General features: G+C 70.0%; 20 protein-coding genes. 3 read left to right on the top strand and 17 right to left on the bottom strand.

Features of this window, described 5'->3' with window-relative positions; translation table 11 throughout:
• Positions 1-16: 16 nt before the first annotated feature.
• From ggt to ftsY, 4 genes are all read right to left on the bottom strand, one after another.
• Positions 17-1606 carry a gamma-glutamyltransferase gene (ggt, locus tag DFJ64_RS02870; protein ID WP_211310471.1) on the bottom strand — a complete coding sequence of 530 codons (1590 nt, stop codon included), beginning with the start codon at positions 1604-1606 and terminating at the stop codon, positions 17-19.
• A 59-nt stretch (positions 1607-1665) separates the two neighbouring features.
• Positions 1666-3345, bottom strand: coding sequence for an ABC transporter substrate-binding protein (locus DFJ64_RS02875; protein WP_245940925.1), 1680 nt, complete (start codon positions 3343-3345; stop codon positions 1666-1668).
• A 595-nt stretch (positions 3346-3940) separates the two neighbouring features.
• A complete protein-coding gene (locus DFJ64_RS02880; protein ID WP_115849034.1) occupies positions 3941-5248 on the bottom strand; it encodes an aspartate aminotransferase family protein in 1308 nt (435 codons plus the stop codon).
• A gap of 40 nt (positions 5249-5288) precedes the next feature.
• Entirely contained in the window at positions 5289-6440 is a 1152-nt protein-coding gene (gene ftsY, locus DFJ64_RS02885; protein WP_425452209.1) for a signal recognition particle-docking protein FtsY, read from the bottom strand.
• Positions 6441-6839: 399 nt separating this feature from the next.
• Here ftsY and DFJ64_RS02890 point away from each other — a divergent pair, with 399 nt between their 5' ends.
• A complete protein-coding gene (locus DFJ64_RS02890) occupies positions 6840-7514 on the top strand; it encodes an RNA polymerase sigma factor (RefSeq protein ID WP_170152474.1) in 675 nt (224 codons plus the stop codon).
• 340 nt (positions 7515-7854) lie between these two features.
• Here the strand turns inward: DFJ64_RS02890 and DFJ64_RS02900 are convergent, their stop codons facing one another.
• Both DFJ64_RS02900 and DFJ64_RS02905 read right to left on the bottom strand, forming a co-directional pair.
• The gene (locus tag DFJ64_RS02900) at positions 7855-8910 is read right to left on the bottom strand and encodes a DUF3048 domain-containing protein (protein ID WP_245940926.1); all 1056 of its coding nucleotides are present in this window, start codon (positions 8908-8910) and stop codon (positions 7855-7857) included.
• A 201-nt stretch (positions 8911-9111) separates the two neighbouring features.
• Positions 9112-10077 (bottom strand): LLM class F420-dependent oxidoreductase, encoded by a 966-nt coding sequence (locus DFJ64_RS02905; RefSeq protein WP_115849038.1) that lies wholly within the window; start codon positions 10075-10077, stop codon positions 9112-9114.
• A gap of 141 nt (positions 10078-10218) precedes the next feature.
• Between DFJ64_RS02905 and DFJ64_RS02910 the strand changes: the two genes are divergently transcribed.
• Positions 10219-10614: a BlaI/MecI/CopY family transcriptional regulator gene (locus tag DFJ64_RS02910; protein WP_281268481.1), complete on the top strand. Its 396-nt coding sequence runs from the start codon at positions 10219-10221 to the stop codon at positions 10612-10614.
• A 7-nt stretch (positions 10615-10621) separates the two neighbouring features.
• A complete protein-coding gene (locus DFJ64_RS02915; protein ID WP_115849040.1) occupies positions 10622-11533 on the top strand; it encodes a M56 family metallopeptidase in 912 nt (303 codons plus the stop codon).
• 290 nt (positions 11534-11823) lie between these two features.
• Here the strand turns inward: DFJ64_RS02915 and DFJ64_RS02925 are convergent, their stop codons facing one another.
• The 11 genes from DFJ64_RS02925 to recG all read right to left on the bottom strand — a co-directional run bounded on the left by DFJ64_RS02925 (position 11824) and on the right by recG (position 24141).
• Positions 11824-12669 (bottom strand): ABC transporter substrate-binding protein, encoded by an 846-nt coding sequence (locus DFJ64_RS02925; RefSeq protein ID WP_170152475.1) that lies wholly within the window; start codon positions 12667-12669, stop codon positions 11824-11826.
• Between the two features lie 452 nt (positions 12670-13121).
• Entirely contained in the window at positions 13122-16712 is a 3591-nt protein-coding gene (gene smc, locus DFJ64_RS02930; protein WP_115849043.1) for a chromosome segregation protein SMC, read from the bottom strand.
• A 190-nt stretch (positions 16713-16902) separates the two neighbouring features.
• Complete coding sequence (locus DFJ64_RS02935) at positions 16903-17100, bottom strand: hypothetical protein (protein ID WP_115849044.1); 198 nt, start codon at positions 17098-17100, stop codon at positions 16903-16905.
• Between the two features lie 183 nt (positions 17101-17283).
• Entirely contained in the window at positions 17284-18150 is an 867-nt protein-coding gene (mutM, locus tag DFJ64_RS02940; protein ID WP_115849045.1) for a bifunctional DNA-formamidopyrimidine glycosylase/DNA-(apurinic or apyrimidinic site) lyase, read from the bottom strand.
• A 9-nt stretch (positions 18151-18159) separates the two neighbouring features.
• Positions 18160-18999, bottom strand: coding sequence for a ribonuclease III (gene rnc / locus DFJ64_RS02945; RefSeq protein ID WP_170152476.1), 840 nt, complete (start codon positions 18997-18999; stop codon positions 18160-18162).
• Positions 18935-19126 carry a 50S ribosomal protein L32 gene (gene rpmF / locus DFJ64_RS02950; RefSeq protein ID WP_115849047.1) on the bottom strand — a complete coding sequence of 64 codons (192 nt, stop codon included), beginning with the start codon at positions 19124-19126 and terminating at the stop codon, positions 18935-18937. Before rpmF ends, rnc begins: the two co-directional genes overlap by 65 nt.
• Positions 19127-19138: 12 nt before the next feature.
• Complete coding sequence (locus DFJ64_RS02955; protein WP_115849048.1) at positions 19139-19789, bottom strand: YceD family protein; 651 nt, start codon at positions 19787-19789, stop codon at positions 19139-19141.
• 144 nt (positions 19790-19933) lie between these two features.
• The gene (locus DFJ64_RS02960; protein WP_115849049.1) at positions 19934-20608 is read right to left on the bottom strand and encodes an ATP synthase subunit B family protein; all 675 of its coding nucleotides are present in this window, start codon (positions 20606-20608) and stop codon (positions 19934-19936) included.
• Positions 20601-21098, bottom strand: a complete 498-nt coding sequence (gene coaD, locus DFJ64_RS02965) for a pantetheine-phosphate adenylyltransferase (protein ID WP_115849050.1) — start codon at positions 21096-21098, stop codon at positions 20601-20603. The genes DFJ64_RS02960 and coaD overlap by 8 nt, the downstream gene beginning before the upstream one ends.
• Positions 21099-21171: 73 nt before the next feature.
• A complete protein-coding gene (gene rsmD / locus DFJ64_RS02970; RefSeq protein WP_115851781.1) occupies positions 21172-21744 on the bottom strand; it encodes a 16S rRNA (guanine(966)-N(2))-methyltransferase RsmD in 573 nt (190 codons plus the stop codon).
• Between the two features lie 138 nt (positions 21745-21882).
• Positions 21883-24141, bottom strand: coding sequence for an ATP-dependent DNA helicase RecG (recG, locus tag DFJ64_RS02975; protein WP_115849051.1), 2259 nt, complete (start codon positions 24139-24141; stop codon positions 21883-21885).
• Positions 24142-24527 lie beyond the last annotated feature (386 nt).

The following is a 24527-nucleotide window of genomic DNA, read 5'->3' on the forward strand; positions in this document are numbered from 1 at the left end:
AACGCGACAGTCGGCGTCACAGTCCAAGCGCCAGACCTTCGGCGCGGGGATCGCTCCCGCCGACGAGCACGCCGGAGGATGGGTCGCGGGCGATGATTTGCAGGGCGCTCAGACCGCTCCACTCACCCTCGACGACGACCTGGTGCCCGCGGTCCCGCAACGCCTCCGCGAAGGCCGGGCCGAACCGTCCTTCCAGCCTCAGCTCGAAGCCGTTCGAGCTGGCCGGCGGTGTCGTGGTCACCCACTGGGGCCGCTCCACCACCTGCTGGACGTCCCACCGACCGTCGATGAGGCCCACCACGGCCTGGAGGTTCCACTGTGGCTGGCGGTCGCCGCCCGGTGTCCCGCCGACCACGACCACGCGCCCCTCGCCGTCGGCGACGAGGTAGCAGTTGAGCGTGTGCATGGGCTTCTTTCCAGGAGCGAAGACGTTGGGGTGCCGGTCGTCGAGCGAGAACGCCTGGGCTCGGTTGTTGAGCAGGACCCCGGTGTCACCCGCCACGACCCCACTGCCGAAGTTGCTGGCGACCGACTGGATGAGCGACACCATCACCCCCTCGGCGTCGACGACGCACAGGTAGGTGGTGTCACCGTCATCGAACACCCCGGGCGGGACGTCGACACTCGCGGGCTCGCCGATCGTCCGCGCTCGCTCCCGCGCCCAGTCCTTGGAGAGCAGCCGCTCGACCGGCGAAGGTCCGAACGCTGGGTCCTGGCAGTAGGCGTGGCGGTCAGCAAAGGCTCGCTTGATCGCCTCCACGAGGACATGGGTGGCCTCCGGCGTCGCGACGCCCATCCCTTGGATGTCGAACTCCTCGACGATGTTGAGCGCCTCGAGCATGATCAGCCCCTGGCTCGGCAGCGCCGTCTGGTAGACGGTGAAGCCGCGATAGGTCGTCGCGTATGGAGGCGACACCACGGTGCGGTGGTCGGCGAAGTCACTGGCCCGCAACGCTCCACCAAGCTCTTCCACCGCCACCGCGATCTGCTTGGCGATCTCACCGCGATAGAAGACGTCGGGGCCGGATTCGGCGATCGCCTCCAGCGTGCGGGCAAGGTCGTCTTGCCGCAGGACGTGTCCCGGCGAGGGAGGACGACCATCGGGCAGGAACACCTTCGCCGTCGCCGGGTACGCCCGGAGCAGGTCGGCGAAGGCGGCGATGTAGGACGCCAGCACCGGCGAGATGGCGTGCCCCCGGGCGTACTCGACCGCGGGCTCGACCAGCTCCGCGAACGACCGCGTGCCCCACCGGTCCAGGAGCGTGAAGTAGCCGTCGACCATGCCGGGAACCGTGATGGACAGCGGTCCGGTGCTGGGCATGCGTCCCCCTCCGGCCTGACGCATCCCCTCGAGCGTGGCGCCCCGGGGCGCGATGCCGCTGCCCTGGACGGACCACACCCGACCCGCGCCACCGTCGTCGCGAGGGTCGTAGACCAGTGCGAAGAGATCCCCGCCGAGCGCGCACATCTCGGGCATCACGACCGACGCCACGAGGCCTGCGGCGACAGCCGCGTCCACCGCGTTGCCGCCCCGGGCCAGCACGTCCAGCCCGGCTCTGGTCACCAGCGGATGCGCCGCCGCCACCATCCCGCGCCGCGCGAACACGGGAGCGACGCGGCGGCGGGGCCACTCGAAATCCGACGCATCCGTTCGTGGGAACCCAATCATCGCGCTCCCTTCGCGGGGACGAGGCGACCGGCGTACAGCAGCATGACGGTGAAGTTGTCGGCGTAGGGCGAGTTCTGCAGGATCGGATCGTCGTCCGGTGGCCACGAATCCACTCGGTGCCCTTCCAGGACCGGGTTGTTCCCGTAGCGCTCGAACAGCGGGACCATCGGAAGCAACTCGTTGAACGCCAACGCGAGCGAGGTGACCGTCCGTCGCTGAGCCTCCTCGTCCAGCCCTTCACCCGACTCGACGACCAAGCGCTCCAGGTCGACCGTGCCCAGCGCCTTCGTCTCCTGACGGAGCTCGAAGCCCATGCCACGCCCACCTTGGTTCGCCGCCACCGGGATGTTGTGGGTGAACAGGTCCTGGACGAACGCGAAGTGAGGGTGCGGGTGGGCCGACGTGCCCCACGCTTGGATGGCGAGCTCGAAGTTGCCCTTGTCGACGTCGATGGGCTGCTGGGTGTGGGTGACGCCCCGCCCGACCACCTCGATGCCGAACGCCGACAGCTGCGAGGCGACGTTCTCACCGGCGGCGGACCAGTCGGCGAACTCGGCGGGAAAGATCAGCTCGTACCGCGCCGGCCTCCCGTCCGGCGTCAGCCACCGCTCGCCCTCCTTGCGCCAGCCGGCCTGCGCGAGCAGCTCAGCGGCACGCTCCTGGTCATGCTCGTAGCGGTTCAGCAGGTCGATGTCGTCTGACGCCAGCCAGAGCGGCACCAGGTTGTCGGAGAACCCGGCCATGTACCGCACACCCTTGCCGGACCTCCCAAGGGACACTTCGCCGTTCTCGTCACGGTCGATCGCGTGGGCGAAGGCTTGACGTACCCGCACGTCGGTGAGCTCCTCGCACCTGGCGAGGTTGAACAGCAGGGCTGGTCCGGAGTAGATCGGCGGGCGAATGATCCGGAAGCCCTTGCGGACCAGTTGTCGCTCGGTCGCGACCGGGAAGCCGTGGGTGGCGTAGTCCATGTTCCTCGCCAGCACCACCGGCGTGATCGTGGTGGTCTCGCCGTTGTGGATGACGACCCGGTCGAAGGCCACCCGATCCGCGGCGTACCCCCTGGGGTTCTTGACCAACGTGAGCTCGGCGTTGGTGATCGTGTCGTAGTCGTAGTCGAACGGGCCGGAGACGATGGCCCGCTCGGGACGGAACGCCTGGAACTCCTCGTTGAGCCGTTTGCCTTCCGGCGTCTCGAGGTCCCCGCCGTTGCGGAACAGCTCTTCCGCCCGCCGCGCCCACGTGCCGTACGTCGCGTCCGCGTGGATGCGCTGCCGCAGGATGTAGCGCTCGAGCACGCTGGACGGCTTCTTCATCGTCACCACGACCGTGCGGTCATCCGCGGCCTCGACGCGGTCGATGTACTCCCACAACGAGTTGCGCATGATGCGCAGGCACCAGTACGTCGACAGCGCGTCCCGGCTCGTGATCGGCGTTCCGTCGCTCCAGGTGAGCCCGTCCCGCAGCGTGAACGTGAAGGTCCGCGCCGTCTGGTCGGTCTCCCAACGCTCGATGAGCATGGGTTCCCACGTCCGCTCCTTCCAGCGGTACATCGCGCCTGGCGTCATCACCAGGTCGATGTAGAAGTGGCCGCCCAGGATCGAGTCGGGAACGCCGTCCATCAGGTTGAAGTGGCCCTTGGGCGGCACCTGGTAGGCGGTGCCGCCGTGGAACACCGCGGGCCGAGCGGCGCCGCGGTCGGAATCATCGCCGCACGATGGGAGGGTCAGAGCACTCGCACCCCCACCGAGAAGGGCCAGCACGTGCCGGCGAGTGAGCGGGCGTCCCGAGACGCTCACGTGGTCGGGGCGACCAGAGCGCGGATGTGATGAGGCCACGCCACCCTCCACCTGCGTCGAGCACGGCGACCTCCCCGTGGGCGCCCAGGGGTACGTGCGGCCGCTTGTCGCTCAGGAGTCTTCCGCCAACTCAGGCGCAGGTGAAGGTTCGCGGTGCACCGCGTCCTCCATCGGACTCACGACACCAGGCGTCCAAGGTCACGAAACACCGCCGTCACGACGGCGCGCTTGGTGGACCGTGTCGGAAGTCCCGACCGCGATGGAGGGATGTCGTCGACGATCCGGAGCCACTCGGCGCCTCCTCATCGTGCGTCCTTCGACGGACGAGGCGGCCGAGGCGCAGCGGCATGACCGCGACGTTGTCGGCGTCAGGCGGGGCCCGCGCGGAAGGCGTGGCTCCCGCGGCAACCGGCGCTTCCGGACCCGATGCCCTCGAGACCAGCGGCCCGAGGGCGTCAGGCTGCACCCTCGCCTACCGCAGGGCCTGGTCGACGGCGGACAGGGCGGACGACAGGATGCCGAGCCCTTCCTCGATCTCGTCCTCGGTCACCGTCAGCGGCGGACCGATCCGGATGACGTTGCCGTACAGGCCGCCCTTGCCGACGAGCAGACCACCACGCCGGCACTCCTCCATCACCATGCTCGCCGCTCGCGGGCTCGGCTCGGTGCCACCCGGCTCGACGAGCTCGACGCCGATCATGAGCCCCTTCCCTCGCACGTCGCCGACCACCGCGAGGTCGTCAGCGCATGCCCGCAGCCCGGCCAGCAGCTTCCCGCCGAGCTTGGCGGCGTTCGCCTGCAGGTCGTGCTCGAGGATGTAGTCGAGCGTCGCCTGCGCAGCCGCCATGGTCAGCGGATTGCCGCCGAACGTCGACAGAGAGTTCGCGGTCAGCGCGTCCATGATCTCCGCGCGCGCCACCACACCACCGATCGGCAGGCCACCGGCCGCGCCCTTGGCGAAGGTGAGGATGTCGGGCACGATGCCGTGCGCCTGGTACCCCCAGAAGTGCTCGCCGGTGCGCCCCCACCCGGTCTGCACCTCGTCGGTGATGAAGAGGATGCCGTACTCGTCGAGCACCTCCTTCATGGCGGCGAACAAGCCGTCGGGTGGCGCGGTGAATCCACCCACCCCCTGGATGGGCTCGGCGATCATGCAGGCGACGTCGCCGGAGGTCATCGTCTGCAGGACGTCCCGGAGGTCGTCGACGCAGGCCTTGATGTAGTCGGCGTCCGACAGGTGGCGGAACGGGCTGCGGTAGCGGTACCCGCCGTGCACGTAGCTGACGTGGACGGGCGACAAGGACGTGGTCCCCCAGCTGCGGTTCCCCGTGACCGCGACGGTCGCGAAGGCCCGGCCGTGGTAGGAGTTGCGCAGGGCGAGAACCTGGTTGCTGCGGCGGTACGCGGTGGCGAGCAGCAGCGCCGCCTCGTTCGCCTCGGTCCCGGAGTTGACGAAGAAGACCTTCGCGTCAGGGATGCCCGACAGCTCGGCGACGCGTTCCGCGTACTCGACCTGACGGCGACCGAGGTAGGCGGTGGACGTGTGGACGACACCGCTTCGAAGCTGCTCCTCCACGGCCTTGGTCAGCTCCGGGAGCCCGTAGCCGAGGGAGTTGGTGAGGATGCCCGCGAAGAAGTCGAGGTAGACGCGACCGTCACCACCGGTGAGCCGACGTCCCTCACCGCCGACGATCTCGAGCGGCTGGTCGTAGTAGAGGGTCATCCACGCGGGCATCACCGCGCGGTGCCGGCTGAGTAGGTCGTCGTGGCTGTTGGTCATCGGGTCACCTCGGTTCCTCGCGCCTGGCTCCCTCGGCGTCTCAGTCGGCCAGCAGTGCGTCGACGAACGCGGTCGGCTCGAACGGCGCGAGATCGTCGGCACCCTCGCCCAGGCCAACCAGCTTGACTGGAACGCCGAGCTCACGCTGTACGGCGACGATGATCCCGCCCTTGGCCGTGCTGTCAAGCTTGGTGAGGACGATGCCGGTGACGTTGACCACCTCGGCGAAGACCCGTGCCTGGATGAGCCCGTTCTGACCGGTCGTCGCGTCGATCACGAGGAGGACCTCCGAGACCGGCGCCTGCTTCTCGACGACGCGCTTGATCTTGCCGAGCTCATCCATCAGACCGGTCTTGGTGTGCAACCGTCCCGCGGTGTCGATGAGGACGACGTCGGCCTCCTGCTCGATGCCGGCCTTCACCGCCTCGAAGGCCACACTCGCCGGGTCGCTGCCCTCCGGACCGCGAATGGTCGGGACACCGACCCGCTCACCCCAGGTCGCGAGCTGGTCGACGGCCGCGGCGCGGAAGGTGTCGGCGGCGCCCAGGAGCACGTCCTTGTCCTCGGCCACGAGGACCCGGGCGAGCTTGCCGACCGTGGTGGTCTTGCCGGTGCCGTTGACCCCCACGACGAGGACGACCGCTGGCTTTCCGCCCTGGCGCGCGACGTGCAGCGACCGGTCGAGGTCGGTGCCCACCAGCGTGAGCAGCTCGTCGCGCAGAATCGCCTTCGCCTCCTCGGGGCTCGCAGCGCCCTCCACGCGAACTCTCGTCCGCAGCCGCTCGATGAGCTCCTGGGTCGGCTTGACCCCGACGTCGGCGGACAGGAGCGTGTCCTCGATCTCCTCCCAGGTGTCCTCATCGATGCGGTCCCGCGAGAGCAGAGTGAGTAGCCCTCGGCCCAAGGTCGACTGGGATCGGGCGAGGCGCGACCGGAGCCGGACCATCCGTCCCTTGGCCGGGGCCGGCTTCTCGACCACCGGCGCGGGTGGCTCCTCGACGACCCCAAGATCGTCAGCGCCGGTGGGCGGACGCTCGTCGGTGACAACCCCGCCGCGTCCAGCCGCTCCCTCCTCCTCCCGCGTGCCGGCGGCACCACCCGTGGAGGTGGAAGAGGTCTGCCGCTGCTCGGGAGCTGTGGCCTGGCCGCCTCGCCGGCCCATAGCGACGAAGGCCGCGATGACGACGACCATGACGGCGATGACGATGGCTGCGACGACGTACTCCACGGTCGTTCATCCTCGCAGACGCGAGCTGGTCACACCGACCAGCCCGGGAACCTCCACCGCACCGCTACGCGTGGTTGGACGACGCGCACACGGATCGCACACCCTCACCGATCGTCGCGCGTCGTGCGGGAGCCCGTCACCCGCGGCCGGCGACGAACCCCCAGGTGCTCCGTCCGTTGGAGTCGCGCATCTGGGGAGGTCGGGGCGACGTTGCTCCATATGCCCTCACGTCCGCGCGTCCGTGAGGTTCCATGAGGGAGGGTCGACAGGTTCGGTGAGGGGGACGGCCATGGTCGATCGACCCCTGGGCGGCCAGGGTCGCCCAGGCGCGAAGCCCCGGTGCGTCCCGACTCGGGGATCGCCGTGACCCGCTCCGACGTCGCCGCACTGGTCCTTGCGGTGCGTTCGGGCGACCGTCAGGCGTTCGAGCCGCTCTACCGGGAGAACCTCGGCGCCGTCTACTTGGCCGTCCGAGATCAGCTGCGAGACCCCGACCGCGTCGCCGACGCGGTCCAGGAGACCTTCGCCCGTGCGCTCGCCTCCCTGGACAAGCTTCGCGATCCGGACCGGTTCCGGCCGTGGCTCTTGGCGATCGCCCGGCACACCGCCGTCGACTTCCGGCGCGGCCAGAACCGGGTGACGCTCGACGAACTGGCTGAGCACGACCTGGCGACGCCGGACGGCTCCGACCCGGCCGAAGTCGCCGCCCTGCGGGACACCGCGGCGCTCATCAGCGGCCTCGTGGTCGGCCTCTCGCAGCGGGACGCCCTCGCTCTCAGCCTGGCCACACTGGGTTTCGAGGTCGCCGACATCGCGACCGCCCTGCGGGTGACCCATGGCGCTGCCAAGGTGATGCTCCACCGCGCTCGGCGACGGCTGCGCGCCGCGCTCGTCCTCCGGCTGCTCGCCGGCGGCGCGACCGCGCGCTGCGCCGATCTCACGAGGATCCTGGACCGGGACGGGCCCCAGGCCGCCGCCCGCCACGCGGAAGCCTGTCCCACCTGCGAGAACCTGGCCCGACGGGCCGTCTACGGGTGACCGTCCCGGCGCGGCGTCGCACCGCCGTGGCGGGCTCAGCCGTGACCCATCGAGTCCGGCGTACCGCGACAGCGCGGACCGTCCTGTAACCGCGGGCCGGCTCAGCCGACGTGAATGGTGGGTGGACGCTAGCGAACCTGGGCCAGGGGGGTGGGTCCGGGCTCGCGCGGACGGCGACCATCCGACAAGGGGGACGGCGGATCCGTGGTGGACTGGGCTCCCAGGCCCCGCGGATCCGCCTTCTCGTCACCTGGTCCGCGCTCCTGTGGTCCGGTCCGGCCCACGGCCGCCTCGTCCGCGGTCGCGCGGACGGCCGCGGTGTGTCCGGTGTCTGGGTCGCTCAGGCCTTGGCGAAGACCACCCAGACCTGACCTGGCGCGAAGGTCAGTGGTTCGCCTGTCTCGGTCTCGAACGTCGTGCCGGACGTGGGGCTGGGGCGGGACCACCGCGCGTCGTACGCGCGCCCATCCCGGAGCACCAGAGCGCGGCCAGCGCCGACGGATTCGGTGTAGGGGGTGTTGTTCCCCAGCTTGTCGCTGAACCGAGACGGACGGATCGAGGTGTACTGCACCACGACCGTCGAGGCCTGCGGCGCCGGCCCGGAGGCCGACTCCAGCGGCTCACCGTCCATGGAGACGGTCCAGCGCCGGTCAGAGGTCGACCAGTGGAAGCTCACCTGGAACGCCGGGTAGTCGACGGTGTGCTCGGTGGCGGGCCGGCCGCCAGCCGGGGCCGGGCCGAACCGGAAGCCGATGTCCTTCGCGACGCTCGCCTTCGGCGCCTTCTCGAGCAGCTCCCCGGTCCTGGCGTACAGGTTGTGCGGCGCGGGACGTGTGCTGCCCCGCAGGTACGCCGATCCGGCGTGCGCGGGCGAGACGTCGTGGACGGGCGCGCGCCCGATGATGGGAAGCACCCTGCTGTGCGCCCCTGAGTAGGCGAACGCTGGCTCACCGAACTGGCGGAGCAGTTCCAGGTCGGATTCACGGGCACTGCGGATCGGCCCGATCAGCTCGGGGCGCTTGGACGAGAAGATCGCCAGGATGCGTCCGAGGCCACCCTCGACGGGCTCGATGTAGACGATGTCGGCGTCCGCCAGACCGGTATGCGGTCGAGCCGCCCGCACGTTGTCGAACTTCACCGCGAGGACGGGTTCGCGGTGATCGCCGGGAAGCCCGGTGAACGGCGAGATCGGTGCCGGCGTCGACGTCCGGGCGGGCGCGGTTCGTCGTGGAGTCGGAGAGGTCGCGGTCGGGGTGGCTGTCCTGGCGGGCTCGGGCTCGGCTGTCGGCGATGCCACGGGCGAGCCCATCACCCGTGGGACCGCCTGGGCCGAGCAGGCGGTGGCCGCGACCGCTGCTGCGACCGCCAGGATCGCGGGGAGGCGATATCGATTCATGACAATGACGGTTTTGTCTCACACAAACATGTCGTCCACTTTCCCATGACCTTTCCGTCCTTGACGAAAAAGGTCCCTTCGTATGGTCAGGCCATACGAAGGGACCCATCATGCACGATGGAGACCGACCAAAGACCAGGCCGGCTTCCATCCATTGGACACTAGTGAGCGCTCATTCTGGATGTTCAGCCAAAAACGAGATCAGCTGAATCGCGGAATGATCTCCTCGGCGAACCGGTGGAGCGGTTCGTGGTCGTAGGCCACGCCCGGAATGTAGGTGATGATGTAGTCCGAGCCGGCTTCGAGCAAGGCCTCCACCCGTGCCGCGATCTCGTCAGGCGTTCCCACGATGGACGACTTCGCCAGCTGTTCGAAGCTCATCCGCCCGCGGGCCTTCGCGGTCGCCTTCTCCGGGTCGGCCCCAGCCGGAATCGGAAAGACGTTGATGCTGGTGGACTTGATGATCTCGGTGTAGTCGCGGCCCAGCTTCTCGCAGTGGGCGCGCAGCACCGACGCCTTGTGCTTGAACGCCTCCGGGTCACCGCCGCCGAAGTTGGCCGCGTTCCCGTACTGGGCGACGAGCTTCAACGTCACCTTCTCGCCACCACCACCGATCCAGAACGACGGGTGGGGCTTGCGAACGCCCTTCGGCTCGTTGATCGGCTTGTCGATGGAGTAGTACTTGCCGTGGAAGACCGGCTCGTCCTCGGTCCACATCCGGTAGATGATCTCGACGGCTTCACGGAAGGCACCCATCCGGTCCTTCAGCTCCGGCCACGGGTAGCCGTAGGCCTTCCACTCGTGCTCGTACCATCCGGCGCCGATGCCGGCGTAGAGACGTCCATGGCTGGCCACGTCGACCGTCGACGCCATCTTCGCGAACAGGGCCGGGTGCCGGTACCCGTTGCAGCCCACCATCTGGCCGACGTGGACCCGTTGGGTGTCACGCACCAGCGTCGAGGTGATCGTCCAGCACTCGAAGGTGGTGTTGTGCGTCGGCTCAGGGACGGTGTGGAAGTGGTCGTAGACCCAGATCGAGTCCCACGGCCCAGCGTCCGCGGCCTTCGCGACCGCGGTCATCGCCTCGTACTGCTCGATCGGGTCAGCGATCTCGACCAGGTCCATCCGCCAGCCCTGCGGTACGAACACACCGAAACGTGGCGTCATCGCTCACTCTCCTGGTCTCGGCGTACCGGACATTCGTCGTGACCTTATCGGCCCAGGCAAGCGTCCTGCCTTGCGTGGGGCGCCGGCGGAGAGCAGACCAACCCAGGTCGACATACGACACGGCGTCGTAGGATGGAGAGCATGGCACGGCTGGGCAACCTTGAGCGCGACGTCATGGAGCAGGTGTGGGCCGCGGGAGCGCCGGTGACGGTGCGTGAAGTGCACGAGGCGCTCGCCAAAGACCGCGACCTCGCCTACACCACGGTCATGACCGTGCTCGACCGACTCGCGAAGAAGAACGTCGTCCGTCGAGTCCGGGACGGCCGTGCCTACCGCTACGAGGCTGTCGCGACCAAGGATCAGATGGTGGCCGACCTCATGCGCGAGGTGCTCGACGGCGCCGGAGACGGAGCCGACCGTACGGCCGCTCTGGTCCGTTTCGTGGGACAGGCCACCCCCGAGGAGGCCGCCGCGTTGCGTGAGGCCCTGAGTATGTTCGAGGACGACGAGACGAGCTCCCGCTCACGCCGGGGGTAGTAGCCCCATGACGCCGGTCATCCTGGGCCTCCTGGCGCTCCTGCTCGCCGGGCCGGTTCCCGTGCTGCTGGCGCGTGCGCAGTGGCCGCACCGCGTCCCCCGCGCGGCCATCGTCTTGTGGCAGGCGCTCGCGCTCGCGGCGGTCCTGGCGGCGTTGGGCGCGGGACTCTCCCTCGGTAGCGAGCTGATCCTGCAGCCCGAGCTCGGTCCGCTCGAGATCGCGTTGTACACCCTCGTGACGGTGCTCACCTGTGTCGTGGCGGGTCGTCTCTTCTGGGCGACCGTCAAGGTCGCGGTCCGCACCCGTGCGCGGCGTCGGCGACACCGTGAGCTCGTCGACCTGCTCGCCCGACACTTGCCGGCGACAGGAGTGGCTGGCGTGAGCGTTCCCAACATCCGAGTCCTCGCCGAGCGCACTCCCCTGGCGTACTGCCTGCCCGGCGTCCGTGGTTCTCGCGTGGTCGTCTCCGAAGGCGCGCTGGAGCGACTTCGCCCCGAGGAGCTGGCTGGTGTCCTCACCCACGAGCTCGCCCACGTCCGTGCCCGCCACGACTTGGTGGTCGAAGCGTTCACCGCACTGCGCGAGGCTTTCCCGAGCTTCGTTCGGCTCCGCATGCCGCTCGAGCAGAACCAGCTGCTCATCGAGATGCTGGCCGATGACGCGGCGCGCCGACGCGTGGGCGCGGCTCCCGTCACGCGGGCGCTGGTGACCCTGGCCACCGCGAGCGCCCCGGCGGGCGGCCTGGCCGCCGCGGCGAACGGGACGCTGCTTCCGCGGGTTCGCCGGCTCGCCGAGCCGGCGTCTCCACATCGCCTGCTGTCCGCCGTGACCTACCTCACCGCGGCGGCCATCGTGACGGTGCCGACCGTCACCGTCGCCCTACCCTGGCTGATCCGACTGGCCGACGCTCTTGCCTGACAGCGGCCGGAACTCCTCGTCAGCGGGCGGCCGCTGGCTCGGGAACGAGGGCGACGGAACGGAGTGATCGTGGCGTGGACGCGGTCGCGCCGGAGCGTGACGGTCGAAGACCGCGACCATCGCCAGCGTCACCACCGCAAGTGTCACGATCATCAACAACGCTCCTGCTACCGCAAGCACATCTCTAGGATGCCTCCGCACCTGATCGCAAAACCGGGTGGCTCGCCGCACGCCATTCGCCAGTCACGTCGCCAGGTCGCCAGTCACGTTGTCAGGTCGCCAGTCACGTCTCAGGTCAAGGCCCGCACGATCTCCTCGGCTGCCCACTGGAGTGACACGGGACCACCGAAGAACCACGTCCTGGGCCGTAGGGCGCGGACGCGCTTCGCCTCCACGAACTCCAGGTCCCGCCATTCGGTCGTGGCGGCGAGTGTGCCGGAGACGATGTCGTCGCCCTCCACCGGGACGTACAGGAACTCCGCCATCGCCACCGCCCGCAGGTCCGCCACCTGCACCGTGGACAGGCCGTCCGGCTCCGGTCGGCCCCGCCACGGGTTCTGCAAGCCCAGGCGAGCCAAGAGATCACCGGCTAGCGACGTTCGAGCGAACACGCGGATGACGGGCAGGCCGCGGTCGGCGTAGCTGATGGCGACGACTGTCGGCGTGTGCGACCAGCCCACGTCGGCAAGAGCCTTCCGCGACCGGTCGATGGTCTGGTCCAGCCGGGTCAGGACTCGCTCGGCTTGGGCGCGTCGCCCGACGGCGCGGGAGAGCTCGATGAACGTCGTCCGCATCTCCTCCCACGCCGACATGTCGGGGCGCTGGGGATCGAACACCAGGACCGGGGCGATGAGCCGGAGGGCGTTGATACGCCCCAGCGGACGCGAGCGGTCGGTGACGATGAGGTCCGGTTTCAGCGCCCTGATGACATCCAAGTCCGGCGTCTCGCGCTTCCCGACGTCGCGGACCGAGGCCGGCATGCGCGGTGCTCCGCCGATCGTCGCGTAGCCCGCCTTCTCCGCCACGCCGACCGGCGTAACACCGACGGCCAGCAGGTTCTCGGCGTAGGTCCACTCGAGCGCGACGACCCGGCGCGCCGGGCCGTCCAACCGCACCTCGCCCGTCGCGTCCCGCACGACGAGGCCTCGCCCGGCGCGCCGCGCGTCGCTCGGTCTGGGCGACCCGCTCGGGCTCGACGAGGCCGGACTCGCCGAGGCAGTGCTCGCTGGGCTCGCTGTGCTGTTCGGTCGTGCCGGAGTCTCCACGGTCGTGGGCGTACGAGAGCCGTGCGGTCGTACCGCATCGGAACTCGTGCCCCCACCGGTGCATGACGCCAAGCCGACGACGAGCAGGACGCTGGCCACGCAGCGGGACACACGTTGGACAGACACGGCAGTCGCCTCTCGCCGGATGGACTCCTCCACCGGGTCCATACCCACGACGACGGTCCCGGTGAGGTGGGTGCTCGGTGAGGTGGGTGCCGCCGTGGCCTGACAAGACACGCGACGTCGACCACACACGACGTCGACCACGCAACGTGAGCCGCCCACGCGACCCCACCAGCGGTGTCTGACACGCCCGGCGGCTGTCAGGCCGGCTCGGCCTCCCGCAACCGCTGGCTGATCACCGTGGAGACGCCGTCCCCCCGCATCGAGATGCCGTACAAGGCGTCAGCGATCTCCATCGTCCGCTTCTGGTGGGTGACGATGAGCAGCTGGCTGTTCTCCCGCAGCTCCTCGTACAGCTCCAGCAGACGACCGAGATTCGTGTCGTCCAGGGCCGCCTCAACCTCGTCGAGGAGGTAGAACGGGCTGGGGCGAGCCTTGAACAACGCGACCAGGAACGCCACCGCGACGAGCGACCGTTCCCCACCGGACAGCAGGGACAGCCGCTTGACCTTCTTGCCCGGGGGGCGTGCCTCCACCTCGACGCCGGTGGTCAGCATGTTGTCCGGGTCGGTGAGGACCAAGCGTCCCTCGCCGCCGGGGAACAGCCGCGCGAACACCCGCTGGAACTGCTCCGCGGTATCCCGGTAGGCCTCGGTGAAGACCCGTTCCACCCGGTCGTCGACCTCGCGGACGATCTCCAGCAGGTCCTTGCGGGTCTTCTTCAGATCCTCCAGCTGCTTGGAGAGGAACGCGTGGCGCTCCTCCATCGCCGCGTACTCTTCCAGCGCCAAGGGGTTGACCTTGCCCAGCTGGGCGAGCTGACGCTCCGCGGTTCGGTACCGCTTCTCCTGCTCGGTGCGGTTGTAGGGCCTGGTCTCGACCTCGTCCGCCTGCTCGCCGGACGCCTCCGCCGGTTCCCCGGGAGCGCCCGGCGGACGAGGCGTGACGGGGACGGGCACGTGCGGTCCGTAGTCGCGGACGAGCGTGTCCGGATCGATGCCGAGCTCGTCGACGCACCGCTGTTCCAGCTGCTCGATCCGCATGCGTTGCTCAGCCCGCGCCATCTCGTCCCGGTGGACGGAGTCGGTGAGCTCGTCGAGCTCGGTGGCGAGCGCACGGACTTTTTGTCTGACCTCTCGCACCTCAGCCTCGCGGGCGGCGCGGACCCGCTCGGCCTCCTCACGCTCGCGACCCGCCTCGGCCAGCGACGCCTCCAGCCGGGCCAGAACCTGCTCTGTCGCCGCGAGGACCGCGCTCGCCACCTGAGCGGAGCGGATGCGTCGCTCGCGACGCGCCTGGGCGCGTTCCCGTGCGGCGCGCTCCTCCCGAGCGGCACGCTCGAGAGCTTCGGCCCGGCCGCTCAGGGCTCGGGCGCGCTCTTCGGCGGTGCGCAGCCCGAGCCGCGCCTCCATCTCGCGCTGCCGAGCCTCCTTGGCTGCTTCGGCGAGCCGGTCACGCTCGTCGGTCGAGGGCTCCTCCTCGGGAACCTCCTCCGCGGCGGCCAACCGCTCCTCCAGCTCCGCGAGCCTGGCCTGGTCGCGCGCCATCTCCTCCAGCGCGTCGTCGATCGCCTTGGCGAGCCGCTCCGCCTCCGCCGTCGCCGACCGTACGGTCGACCCCAGCTGGCCCAGCCGCTCGGTGACCGCGGCCACCTCGGCGTCCGACTCGTGCAGCCGCGCGAGGGTCGCCTCCACCTCGGCGGCGACCACGGCCCGCTCCTCCTCCGCCGCAGCCCGCTCCGAGCGCAGCCGCTCGACTCGCTGGGTCGCCTCGCGGAGTCGCTCGGCCGCGTCATCGACCGCCGCCTGCACCTCCAGGAGGCTCGGTTGGGCGCTGGAGCCGCCGTGCCCGACGTGGGTGGCGAGCAGGTCACCCTCGCGGGTCACCGCCACGACGTCGGGCAGGGCGTCAACGAGCGCGCGGGCGGCCCGCAGGTCGTCGACCACGGCCACCTTGTGCAACAGCCGCCTCAACGCGGGCGTGAGCTCGCTTGGCGCGCTCACGACCTCGACGGCGTAGCGCGCGCCGTCAGGCAGCGCGGGCCACTGCTCGGGATCGTCCGCGGCCGTGGGTACGACACCGCCGATGACGAACCCGGCCCGGCCGAGATCGTCCGACCGCAACCGCTCCAGGCTGTGGACCGCCGCGTCGACTGACGCCACCGCGACGGCATCCGCCATGCGGCCGAGCGCGGCCGCCACGGCGGCCTCGTATCCGGGTTGGACCGTGAGCAGCGCAGCCAGCGAGTCCAGCAGGCCAGGCCCACGCTCGCTCGCCAGCAGCGCGGCCGCGCCGTCCTTACGGGTGAGTCCGAGCTCGAGCGCCTCCTTGCGGGCGGCCAGCGCGGCACGCTCCCGCTCGGCCTCCTGCTCCTCGCGACGCAGGGTCGCCAGCCGCTCCTCGACCGCCTCCAGTGCCGCGCAGGCGCTCTCGTGCTGAGCGTCCAGGCCTTCCTCGCCGGCGTCGAGGCTGGCCATCCGGGATTCGAGGACGGCGAACTCCTCCTGCGCTTGTGCCGCGCGCGCCTCGGCCTCCTCACGGGCCTGGGTGAGGCGCGCCAGCTCACGGTCGCGAGTCTCGAGCCGGCCCCGGACGGTCTCGACCTGTCCGGCCAGCCTGGCCAGACCCTCACGGCGATCGGCAGCCGCTCGCAGAAGCGCCGCCACTCGACGCTCCTCAGCGGCGTGTGCCGCCTCTTGTTCCTGCCGGTACGCGATCGCCTGGTCGAGCGCCGCCTGGTGGGCCTCGATCTCGGCCGCGATCGCCGCTTCCTCCTCGCGGATCACCGCGGCCTCCGCCTCGAGTTGGTCCGGATCGCGACCCGACGTCTCCTCCTCGGGTTCCTCGGCGAGGTTCCGGATCCGCTCGGCGGCGAGGCTCGCCGTACCGCGGAGGCGCTCTCGAAGGCTGGACAGGCTGTAGTACGTCTCTTGGGCCGCCGTGACCCGTGGCTGGTCGGCTCGAAGGGCCTCCTCCAGCTCGGCCTCGGTCTGCCGAGCGAGCATGAGCTCGTGCTCCACGGCGGCTCGGCGTTGTCGGACAGCTTGCTCGTCGGCGATGTCCTTCGCCAGCGCCTCACGGAGCTGGACCAGGTCGTCGGCGAGCAGGCGCGCCTTGGCGTCACGCGCCTCCGCCTGAATGAGGGCCGCCTTACGCGCCGCTTCCGCCTGCTTCCCGAGCGGACGTAGCGCCCTGCGAATCTCGGTGAGGAGGTCCTGCAGACGGGTGAGGTTGCCCTCGGTCGCCTGAAGCTTACGGAGCGCCTTCTCCTTGCGCTTGCGGTGCTTGAGAACACCGGCCGCTTCCTCGATGAAGCCGCGCCGCTCCTCCGGTGTCGCGTGCAGGATCGTGTCAAGCTGACCCTGCCCCACGATCACGTGCATCTCCCGACCGATGCCGGAGTCCGACAGCAGCTCCTGGATGTCGAGGAGACGGCAGGTCTGGCCGTTGATCGCGTACTCCGAGCCGCCGTTGCGGAACATGATCCGGCTGATCGTGACCTCGGAGTAGTCGATCGGGAGTGCGCCGTCGGAGTTGTCGATGGTGAGGACGACTTCGGCACGACCGAGCGGTGGCCGCCCGGCCGTGCCGGCGAAGATGACGTCCTCCATCTTCCCGCCGCGCAGGCTCTTGGCGCCCTGCTCCCCCATCACCCACGCGATGGCGTCGACGATGTTGCTCTTCCCGGAGCCGTTGGGGCCGACGACGCACGTGATGCCCGGCTCGAAGCGCAGAGTCGTCGAGGAGGCGAACGACTTGAACCCCCGAAGCGTCAGGCTCTTCAGATACAACGACGACTCCCCTTGACACTGTCGGACGGCGGTCGGACGAAACCCCGCACGACGATACCGGCGCGCGGTGGCCGAACCGACGGCAACGCGCGCTGAAGGACCCCGGACATGGCAAACGGGACGCCACGAGGCGTCCCGTCGCTGATGCTGTCCGTCGAGGCTGGTCCACGGACGAGCCCGGAGAGCTCCCTTACGTCAAAGCGGGTTCCTGCTGCGTGTCGATGGTCAACAGTTGCCCACCGTGAATCGCCGCGCTGAGGGAGTCGTTCTCTGCCTGGAGCCGCATCACGTGCGCCTCCAGCTCCGATACTCGCTGCTGCAGACGTCGCACCTCGGAGACCAGACGGGGGTCAGGGCCACCGACGTGGCCGAGGAGCGCTTTCGCCATATGGGGTCCTCCACGCTGAGTGACCGGAAGGTGGGTCGCAAATCTCCGCAGCACTCGAGATGGACAGGGAGTGCAGGCGGTGAACCTAGGTTCTCACTTCGACGGCCGTGACGTCAAGGTGACCACATAGATACTCAACGTAATTGACCTGTCGCGCTTCCCATACATCCCGACATACCCGACTTACCAACGCCCACGCCGTGGAGGCCGCTGACAACGCGGACACGTGAAGGAGGAGCGATTCATAAATGGATCACGGCGAATCGGCGTGCCACAACGGCGACACGGCTGTCCCTCTCGACCGTAGACGGCCAGCTCGCGCTCGAAGTAGCCGCTACGGCCATTGACGTCGACGTACAAGCTGTCGAACGACGTACCGCCTGAGTCGATCGCCGCCACCATGACAGCGCGGACCTCCGCCAGCAGCGTGGAGACCTCGCGAGGACGCAGCAACTCGGTGGCCCGCGCGTAGTGCAGTCGCGCACGCCACAGTGCCTCGTCGGCGTAGATGTTGCCCACGCCGGAGATCAGCGTCTGATCGAGCAAGGCACGCTTGACGCCGGTGCGTCGTCGGCGCAGTGCGGCGACGAACGCCTGATCGTCGAATTCCGGATCGAGCGGATCTCGGGCGATGTGGTTGATCTCCGCCGGAAGCCGCGCACCACCCGTACTGATCGACAAACCGCCGAACATTCGCTGGTCGACGAACCGAAGCTCAAACGGGGTGCGGCCCTCTACCGGCACGAACGAAAAACGTACGCGCAGATGCCGCTCGTCTTCCGATCCAGGCTGTCGGAGGACGAACTGGCCGCTCATCCCGAGATGAGCCAGAAGCGCGTCACCCGAATCGAGCGGAAGCCACAGGTACTTCCCGCGCCGACACGCACCGAGGATGCGGCGCCCGATCAGCCGGTCGCAGAAATCTCTGGGTCCGGCGAGGTGACGTCGGACCGATCGGGGATGTCCGACCTCGACGGCCGCGATGTGAGCTCCGGCGACGAAACGCTCCAAACCACGCCGGACGACCTCCACCTCGGGAAGTTCGGGCATCCCAGGCAGTCAGGCGTCGCTGGAACGGCTTTGCGAGCCGCCGGTCCCGTTCCCAGCGCTGTCGTCGGTGCTCTCGCCCAGCATGGCGCGGATCGCCGTCCAGGCCGCCTCGGCAGCCTTCTGCTCGGCCTCCTTCTTGCTGCGGCCGACCCCGGAGCCGTAGTCGGTGTCCCCGACCACGACGTGGGCGGTGAAGACCTTCTCGTGGTCGGGGCCTTCCTCCTCCACGACGTACTCCGGCACGCCGAGAGAAGCCCGCGCGGTCAGCTCCTGCAGGCTGGTCTTCCAGTCCAGACCAGCGCCCATCCGCGCGGACGCCTCCAGCAGCGGGTCGAAGAGGCGGTGCACGAACTCCGACGCCAGCGGGAAGCCACCGGCGAGGTAAACGGCACCGATGACCGCCTCGACGGCGTCGGCCAAGATCGAGGACTTGTCTCGCCCACCGGTCGCCTCCTCGCCCCGACCGAGCCGGAGGTAGCTGCCGAGATCCAGCGAGCGTGCCACCCCGGCCAACGCGCGCATGTTGACCACGGCGGCCCTCAGCTTGGCCAACTGGCCCTCGGACAGGTCCGGATGCGTCCGGTACAGCGCGTCGGTGATGACGAGCCCGAGGACCGCGTCCCCGAGGAACTCCAGGCGTTCGTTCGTGGGCAGGCCACCGTTCTCGTAGGCGTAGGAACGGTGGGTCAGCGCCCGCTCGAGCAGGTCGCTGTCCAGGCTGACCCCAAGCTTCTCGCAGAGCTCCTCGTACGCCATCGTCGCCCCGGGGCGGTCCACGGAAGGCTCAGACGTCGAGCACCTGACGACGGGCCCTCCGCGGGCCGTACTGGCCGCACGACGGGCACGCATGGTGCGGGAGATGCGGGGCTCGACACGCGGCGTTGGCGCAGATGACCAGCCGAGGCGCCGCGGCCTTCCACTGGGCCCGCCGGCTGCGGGTATTGCTCCGCGAAACCTTCCGCTTCGGAACGGCCACGGCACTACTCCTTCACGTCCGGTCGCCGGATGACCCGGCGCCCTCATCACGACGGTCGTTCGAACTCGGGTCAGGTGACTTCTTGTTGGGGGCTTCGACCTCGGTGGAACCCTCGTCCGCGAGGAATCGCGCGAGAGCGCTCCACCGGGGGTCGATCTCCGCCTCGTGTCGGTGCTCGGGCTCGTCGGCGAGACGCGCGCCACAGCGGACGCACAGTCCAGGACAGTCGTCCCGGCACAGCGGCTGGAACGGCAGTGAGAGGATCACCGCGTCCCGGACGGTCCCCTCGAGGTCGAGCAGGTCGCCCTCGAGCCGACTCGCCTCGTCGTCCTCGACGTCGCTGTCAGGGTACGCGTAGAGCTCCTGGAACTCGACCGACGTGTTCCGTTCGATCGGTTCGAGGCAGCGTACGCACTCCCCCACCAGCTCCGCCTGCACCACACCGGAGGCAAGGACGCCCTCGACTACCGCCTCGAGCCTGACCTGGAGCTCCAGTGTGCTGCCCTCGAGAACGCCGAGCACCTCGGTGCCTAGACCAGCCGGCGCGGGGACGGAAAGCGTCAGAACCCTCTGCGACCCCGGCCGGCGGCCGAGCTCGTGGACGTCAAGGACGAGCGGCGCCTGAGGGTCGAGAGTGCTCAAGGCGTTTTTGCTTTCGTTCATCGCACGCGGCAGATCTCGGCCCCACCCGAGGCCAGTCATCGAGCGTACCGGACGATGTCCGGCCCACTCAAACCGGGCCTTGGTCGAAGCCGGTTGCCCAGGCAAATCATACCCATCCGGACAAGCCACCCGATGGCGACTCGGTTAGGTGGGCAACGGCGGGCTCTCCCGGTCGTCGGCGAAGGTGTCGAGCCCGCTGCGGTCGCGCAGGCGCTCCCGACCTCGGACCACCGCCTCCAGCGTCTTGCGCAGCGAGTGCTCGAAGCGGCCCAGCTTCTCCTCGATGAACTGGTTGACCTCCTGCGGGGTGGGTGGTGGGACCTGCGCCTCCGGCGACGCGCCGGCCGCCTGCACCAGCTCACGGCCACGCGCCACCTGCGCCAGGATCTTGTGGAGAGCCATCTCGAAGCCGGCCAGCTTCTGGTCGACGTAGTCGTCGACCTCCCGCCGCAGCCCGTCGGCCTCCTCCCGGGCCTCGGCGAGCAGCTGCTCCGCCGCGCGCTGGGCGTCTCGGTGGATGTCGGTGTTGCGGATGATCGCCTCGCGCTCCCGGCGCGCCTCCTCGATCAGCCGCGCCGCCTCCGCCCGCCCCTCCTGGATGGCGGCTTGGCGCTGCTCCAGCACCTCACGGGCCTCGGCGAGCTCGGCCGGCAGCATGCGGCGAACCTCGTGGAGTCGCGCGAGCAACTCCTTGCGGTTGACGATGCAGGACGCCGACAACGGCACCGACCGCGCCTTCTCCAGGGTTTGGCACACCTGGTCGAGCTGCTGCCGCACGTCCACCGCTCTCTGTCCCTTCGACGGACCCGGCTCACGCATCGTGTCCGTCCTTGCTGGCACCGAGCCGTGCCGCCAGCCGACGCAGGACGTGGTCGGGAACCAAGCCGGACACGTCTCCTCCGTACGTGGCGACCTCCTTGACGAGGCTGGATGACAGGAAAGAGTACTCAGGGCTGGTCGGGACGAAGACCGTCTCGATCCCCGCGAGGCGGAGGTTCATCTGGGCCATCTGCAGCTCGTAGTCGAAGTCGCCGACCGCGCGGAGACCCTTGACGATGGCTTGGATGCCATGCTCGCGGCAGAAGTCCACCAGCAGACCGTCCACTCGAGCGACCCTCACCTCGGGCAGGTCCTTGGTGACCTCGCGGAGCATCTCGAGCCGCTCCTCCACCGTGAACAGCCCGGGCTTGCGCGGGTTCACGCCGACCGCGACGGTGATCTCGTCGAAGAGCCGGGCTGCGCGGACGATGACGTCGAGGTGTCCATTGGTCACGGGGTCGAACGACCCCGGACAGACGGCACGGTGCACAAACGCCCCCCAACCGCTTTCTGGCACCCGTCCGTGACGGACACGAGCGGGACTTGTCGTTCAGGTACGACCGTCACCCGGCCGCGGCGCGACCGTACCAAAGGGCGGTGTCGCCGTACCGGCGGACGCGGTCGGCGACGAAGCCCGGCGGCCAGGAGAACTCCCCGGTGCGGGTCGAGCGCTCGACGACAACCGCCGCGTCCGGAGCCAGCCACCCATGGTCGCGGAGCGCGATGAGGACCTCGGTGACCGCCTCGTCGGCGAGCGCGTACGGGGGGTCCAGGAAGACCACGTCGAACGGCTCACCACCGGGCGGAGGCCCGCTGACCAGGCGTTCGACCCGGTCGAGCAGGAGCTCGGCGCCGGGCAACCCGACGGCACGCAGATTCGCGCGGGCGACACTGGCGGCACGTCGATGCGACTCCACGAGCACCACCGCGGCGGCACCGCGCGACAGGGCCTCGAGCCCGACGGCGCCACTGCCGGCGTACAGGTCGAGGAACCGACTCCCAGTCAGACCACCCAGATCAGCTTCGAGCGAGGCGAACAGCGCCTCGCGGACCCGGTCCGAGGTCGGCCGGGTGTCCCGCCCCTCCGGCACGGCCAGTCGGCGTCCCCGGGCCTGTCCAGCGACGATGCGGCTCATCGCGCCCATCTTGCCAAGCGCTTCGGCACCACCCGGCACGCTCGCGACCCTCGACGACCCAAGACGCTGGCCAGCCGAGCGGCCCGCCGAAGGTGCGGCGGGCCGTCCTCCCAGCCTGCTCGCGTCTGCTCGAGACGGTCAGGTCTTCTCGAGGTAGTCGGCGCGAACGTCACTGCCCAAGGCGTCGACGACCTGGCGCAGCGCCGGGTGACGGACGAGCTCCGGGTCCTCGGCGACGAGAGCGGCCGCCTCCGCGCGGGCGTCGGCGATGACGCGTTCGTCGCGGATGACGGAAAGCATCCGAAGGCTCGACCGCCGTCCGGATTGCGCCGCGCCCAGCACGTCACCCTCCCGCCGCTGCTCGAGGTCGAGTCGGCTGAGCTCGAACCCGTCCGTGGTCGACGCCACCGCGTCCAGCCGAGCTCGGGCGGGCGAGCCGTCTGCCGCGTCCGTGACGAGCAGGCACAGACCCGGGTGCTTTCCGCGGCCGATCCGACCTCGCAGCTGGTGGAGCTGCGAGACCCCGAACCAGTCGGCGTCCATGATCACCATGACCGAGGCGTTCGGCACGTCGACGCCGACCTCGATGACGGTGGTCGCGACGAGCACGTCGATCTCACCGGCCGCGAAACGGCGCATCACGGCGTCCTTCGTCTCCGGCGGCTGCCGGCCGTGCAGCACCTCGACAGTCAGCCCGGCGAGTGGGCCCTCGGACAGGATCGTCGCCAGCTCCAACAGGCTCACCGGCTCGGGCCGCCCCGACGAGGCGCGCCCAGCCGGCTGACCGTTGGTCGAGCCAGCACCGCGCAGGAGCTCGAGGACCGACGCTCGGCCCTGGGGCTGCTCCGTCCCGTCGTCCTCGTCGTCCCCGATACGGGGACAGACGACGTAGGCCTGCCGTCCCTGGGCGACCTCCTCCCTCACCCTCTCCCAGACTCGGGCGAGCCAGGCGGGTTTGCTGACCGGGACGACGACCGTCCTGATCGGGGCGCGCCCCTTCGGCAACTCCGTGAGCGACGAGACCTCCAGGTCGCCGAAGACGGTCATGGCGACCGTTCGTGGGATCGGTGTCGCGGTCATGACGAGCACGTGGGGTGGCGCCTCTCTCCCCTTCGCGACGAGGGCGGCCCGCTGCTCGACGCCGAAGCGATGCTGCTCGTCGATCACCACGAGCCCAAGGTCGGCGAAGGTGACCTTCTCCTCCAGCAGCGCGTGGGTTCCCACCACGATGCCGGCCTCGCCGGAGGCGATGTCGAGCAAGGTCTTGCGACGCGCTGCGGTGCTCTGGCCGCCGGTGAGCAAGGCGACCCGGGTGCCGTGCTCGGCGCCGCCGAGCATGCCGCGCTCGGCGAGCGGTCCCAGGAGCGCGGTGATCGATCGATGGTGCTGCTGAGCCAGCACCTCGGTGGGAGCCAGCAGAGCCGCCTGACCGCCAGCGTCGACCACCGTGAGCATCGCGCGGAGCGCGCAGATCGTCTTGCCGCTGCCCACCTCGCCCTGGAGGAGCCGCTGCATCGGGTGGTCACGGGCGAGGTCGGCTGCGATCGTCTCACCGACTGCGCGCTGCCCGTCGGTGAGCTCGAACGGCAGCTGCCGGTCGAACGCCGCCAGCAGCCCGTCGGGCCGGGCGACCCGGGGCTTGGCTGGCAGGGCGCGCGTGGCGGAGCGCCGGCGGGCCAACTCGACCTGGAGCACGAACGCCTCCTCGAACCGGAAGCGCTCCCGGGCCGCCCGCACGTCGTCCCACGTCCGCGGTCTGTGGACGGCCACGAACGCGTCGCGCAACGAGAGCAGCCCTCGACGTCGGCGAAGCTCCTCCGGCAGCGGGTCAGGAAGCTCGCCGAGGCCGTCCAGGACCCGCCGGACGCACCGGGCGATGGTCCACGTCGCAACCTGAGCCGTGGCCGGGTAGATCGCCATGAGTTCACCGGCGAACGCCTCGACCACCTCGTCGTCCGCGTCGGCATCGTCTCCGAGGAGGACGAAGTCGGGGTGGGCGAGCTGGCGCTTGCCCCGGTAGGTGTCCACCCGCCCGGCGAAGAGGCCGCGTCTGCCGACCTGCAGGTAGCGCTCGCGCCACGGCTGGTTGAAGAACGTCAGCGACAGCCGCCCGCGACCGTCGGTGACCACGACCTCGAGGATGTGCCCGGAGCGGCGCCGCATGCGCCGACCGGTCACCCCGGCGATCTCCGCCATGACCGTGACGTCCTCGCCGGGGACGAGCTCGTCCAGGTTGGTGAGCTCGCCCCGCTGGACGTAGCGACGTGGATAGTGGCGCAGGAGGTCACCGACCGTGGCGAGGTTGAGCTTCTCGATCAGGAGGCTCCCCATCCGCCGGCCGAGGACGTCGGTGAGGCGGGTGCTCACGGTCACGTCTTGGGGACGAACCTGCGCCATCACTCCACTCCCGACACGCGACTCCTCAGCCGCCTCCCCAACCGAGGACGTCTGGCGCCCCACGCCGCGAGGCGCCCACCGCCACGCTAGCGAGGAGCACCCCCAGGACGTGGGACCACGCCACCGAGCGGTCGGGGCGGACACCGCCCTCACACGATCACCGGCACGCACGAGAGCACGCCTCCGGGCGACCACGAGCCTCCGGCGGCACGAGGCCAGCGCCCGGGGACGGCGCGGCCACGGGAGAGCGGCGAGGTGGGACCGCACCGGGGTTAGGACGGCGGCGAGAGCGGGGACAGGCGGCGATGGTGAGGCGGAGGCCAGTTGGCGCGGAAGCGTCCCGGTCGGTTACGCTCAACCGGTTGCCCGCGAGCGCCACCGGTGGC

The organism is Thermasporomyces composti (genome assembly GCF_003386795.1).
Lineage (GTDB): Bacteria > Actinomycetota > Actinomycetes > Propionibacteriales > Actinopolymorphaceae > Thermasporomyces > Thermasporomyces composti.

Coding starts and splice junctions, on each gene's coding strand:
- DFJ64_RS02880 (WP_115849034.1), bottom strand. CDS start 5,248: ATGACCAACAGCCACGACGACCTACTCAGCCGGCACCGCGCGGTGATG.
- ftsY (WP_425452209.1), bottom strand. CDS start 6,440: ATGGTCGTCGTCATCGCGGCCTTCGTCGCTATGGGCCGGCGAGGCGGC.
- DFJ64_RS02900 (WP_245940926.1), bottom strand. CDS start 8,910: ATGAATCGATATCGCCTCCCCGCGATCCTGGCGGTCGCAGCAGCGGTC.
- DFJ64_RS02905 (WP_115849038.1), bottom strand. CDS start 10,077: ATGACGCCACGTTTCGGTGTGTTCGTACCGCAGGGCTGGCGGATGGAC.
- DFJ64_RS02910 (WP_281268481.1), top strand. CDS start 10,219: ATGGCACGGCTGGGCAACCTTGAGCGCGACGTCATGGAGCAGGTGTGG.
- DFJ64_RS02915 (WP_115849040.1), top strand. CDS start 10,622: ATGACGCCGGTCATCCTGGGCCTCCTGGCGCTCCTGCTCGCCGGGCCG.
- DFJ64_RS02935 (WP_115849044.1), bottom strand. CDS start 17,100: ATGGCGAAAGCGCTCCTCGGCCACGTCGGTGGCCCTGACCCCCGTCTG.
- mutM (WP_115849045.1), bottom strand. CDS start 18,150: ATGCCCGAACTTCCCGAGGTGGAGGTCGTCCGGCGTGGTTTGGAGCGT.
- rnc (WP_170152476.1), bottom strand. CDS start 18,999: ATGCGTGCCCGTCGTGCGGCCAGTACGGCCCGCGGAGGGCCCGTCGTC.
- DFJ64_RS02955 (WP_115849048.1), bottom strand. CDS start 19,789: ATGAACGAAAGCAAAAACGCCTTGAGCACTCTCGACCCTCAGGCGCCG.
- DFJ64_RS02960 (WP_115849049.1), bottom strand. CDS start 20,608: ATGCGTGAGCCGGGTCCGTCGAAGGGACAGAGAGCGGTGGACGTGCGG.
- rsmD (WP_115851781.1), bottom strand. CDS start 21,744: ATGAGCCGCATCGTCGCTGGACAGGCCCGGGGACGCCGACTGGCCGTG.
- recG (WP_115849051.1), bottom strand. CDS start 24,141: ATGGCGCAGGTTCGTCCCCAAGACGTGACCGTGAGCACCCGCCTCACC.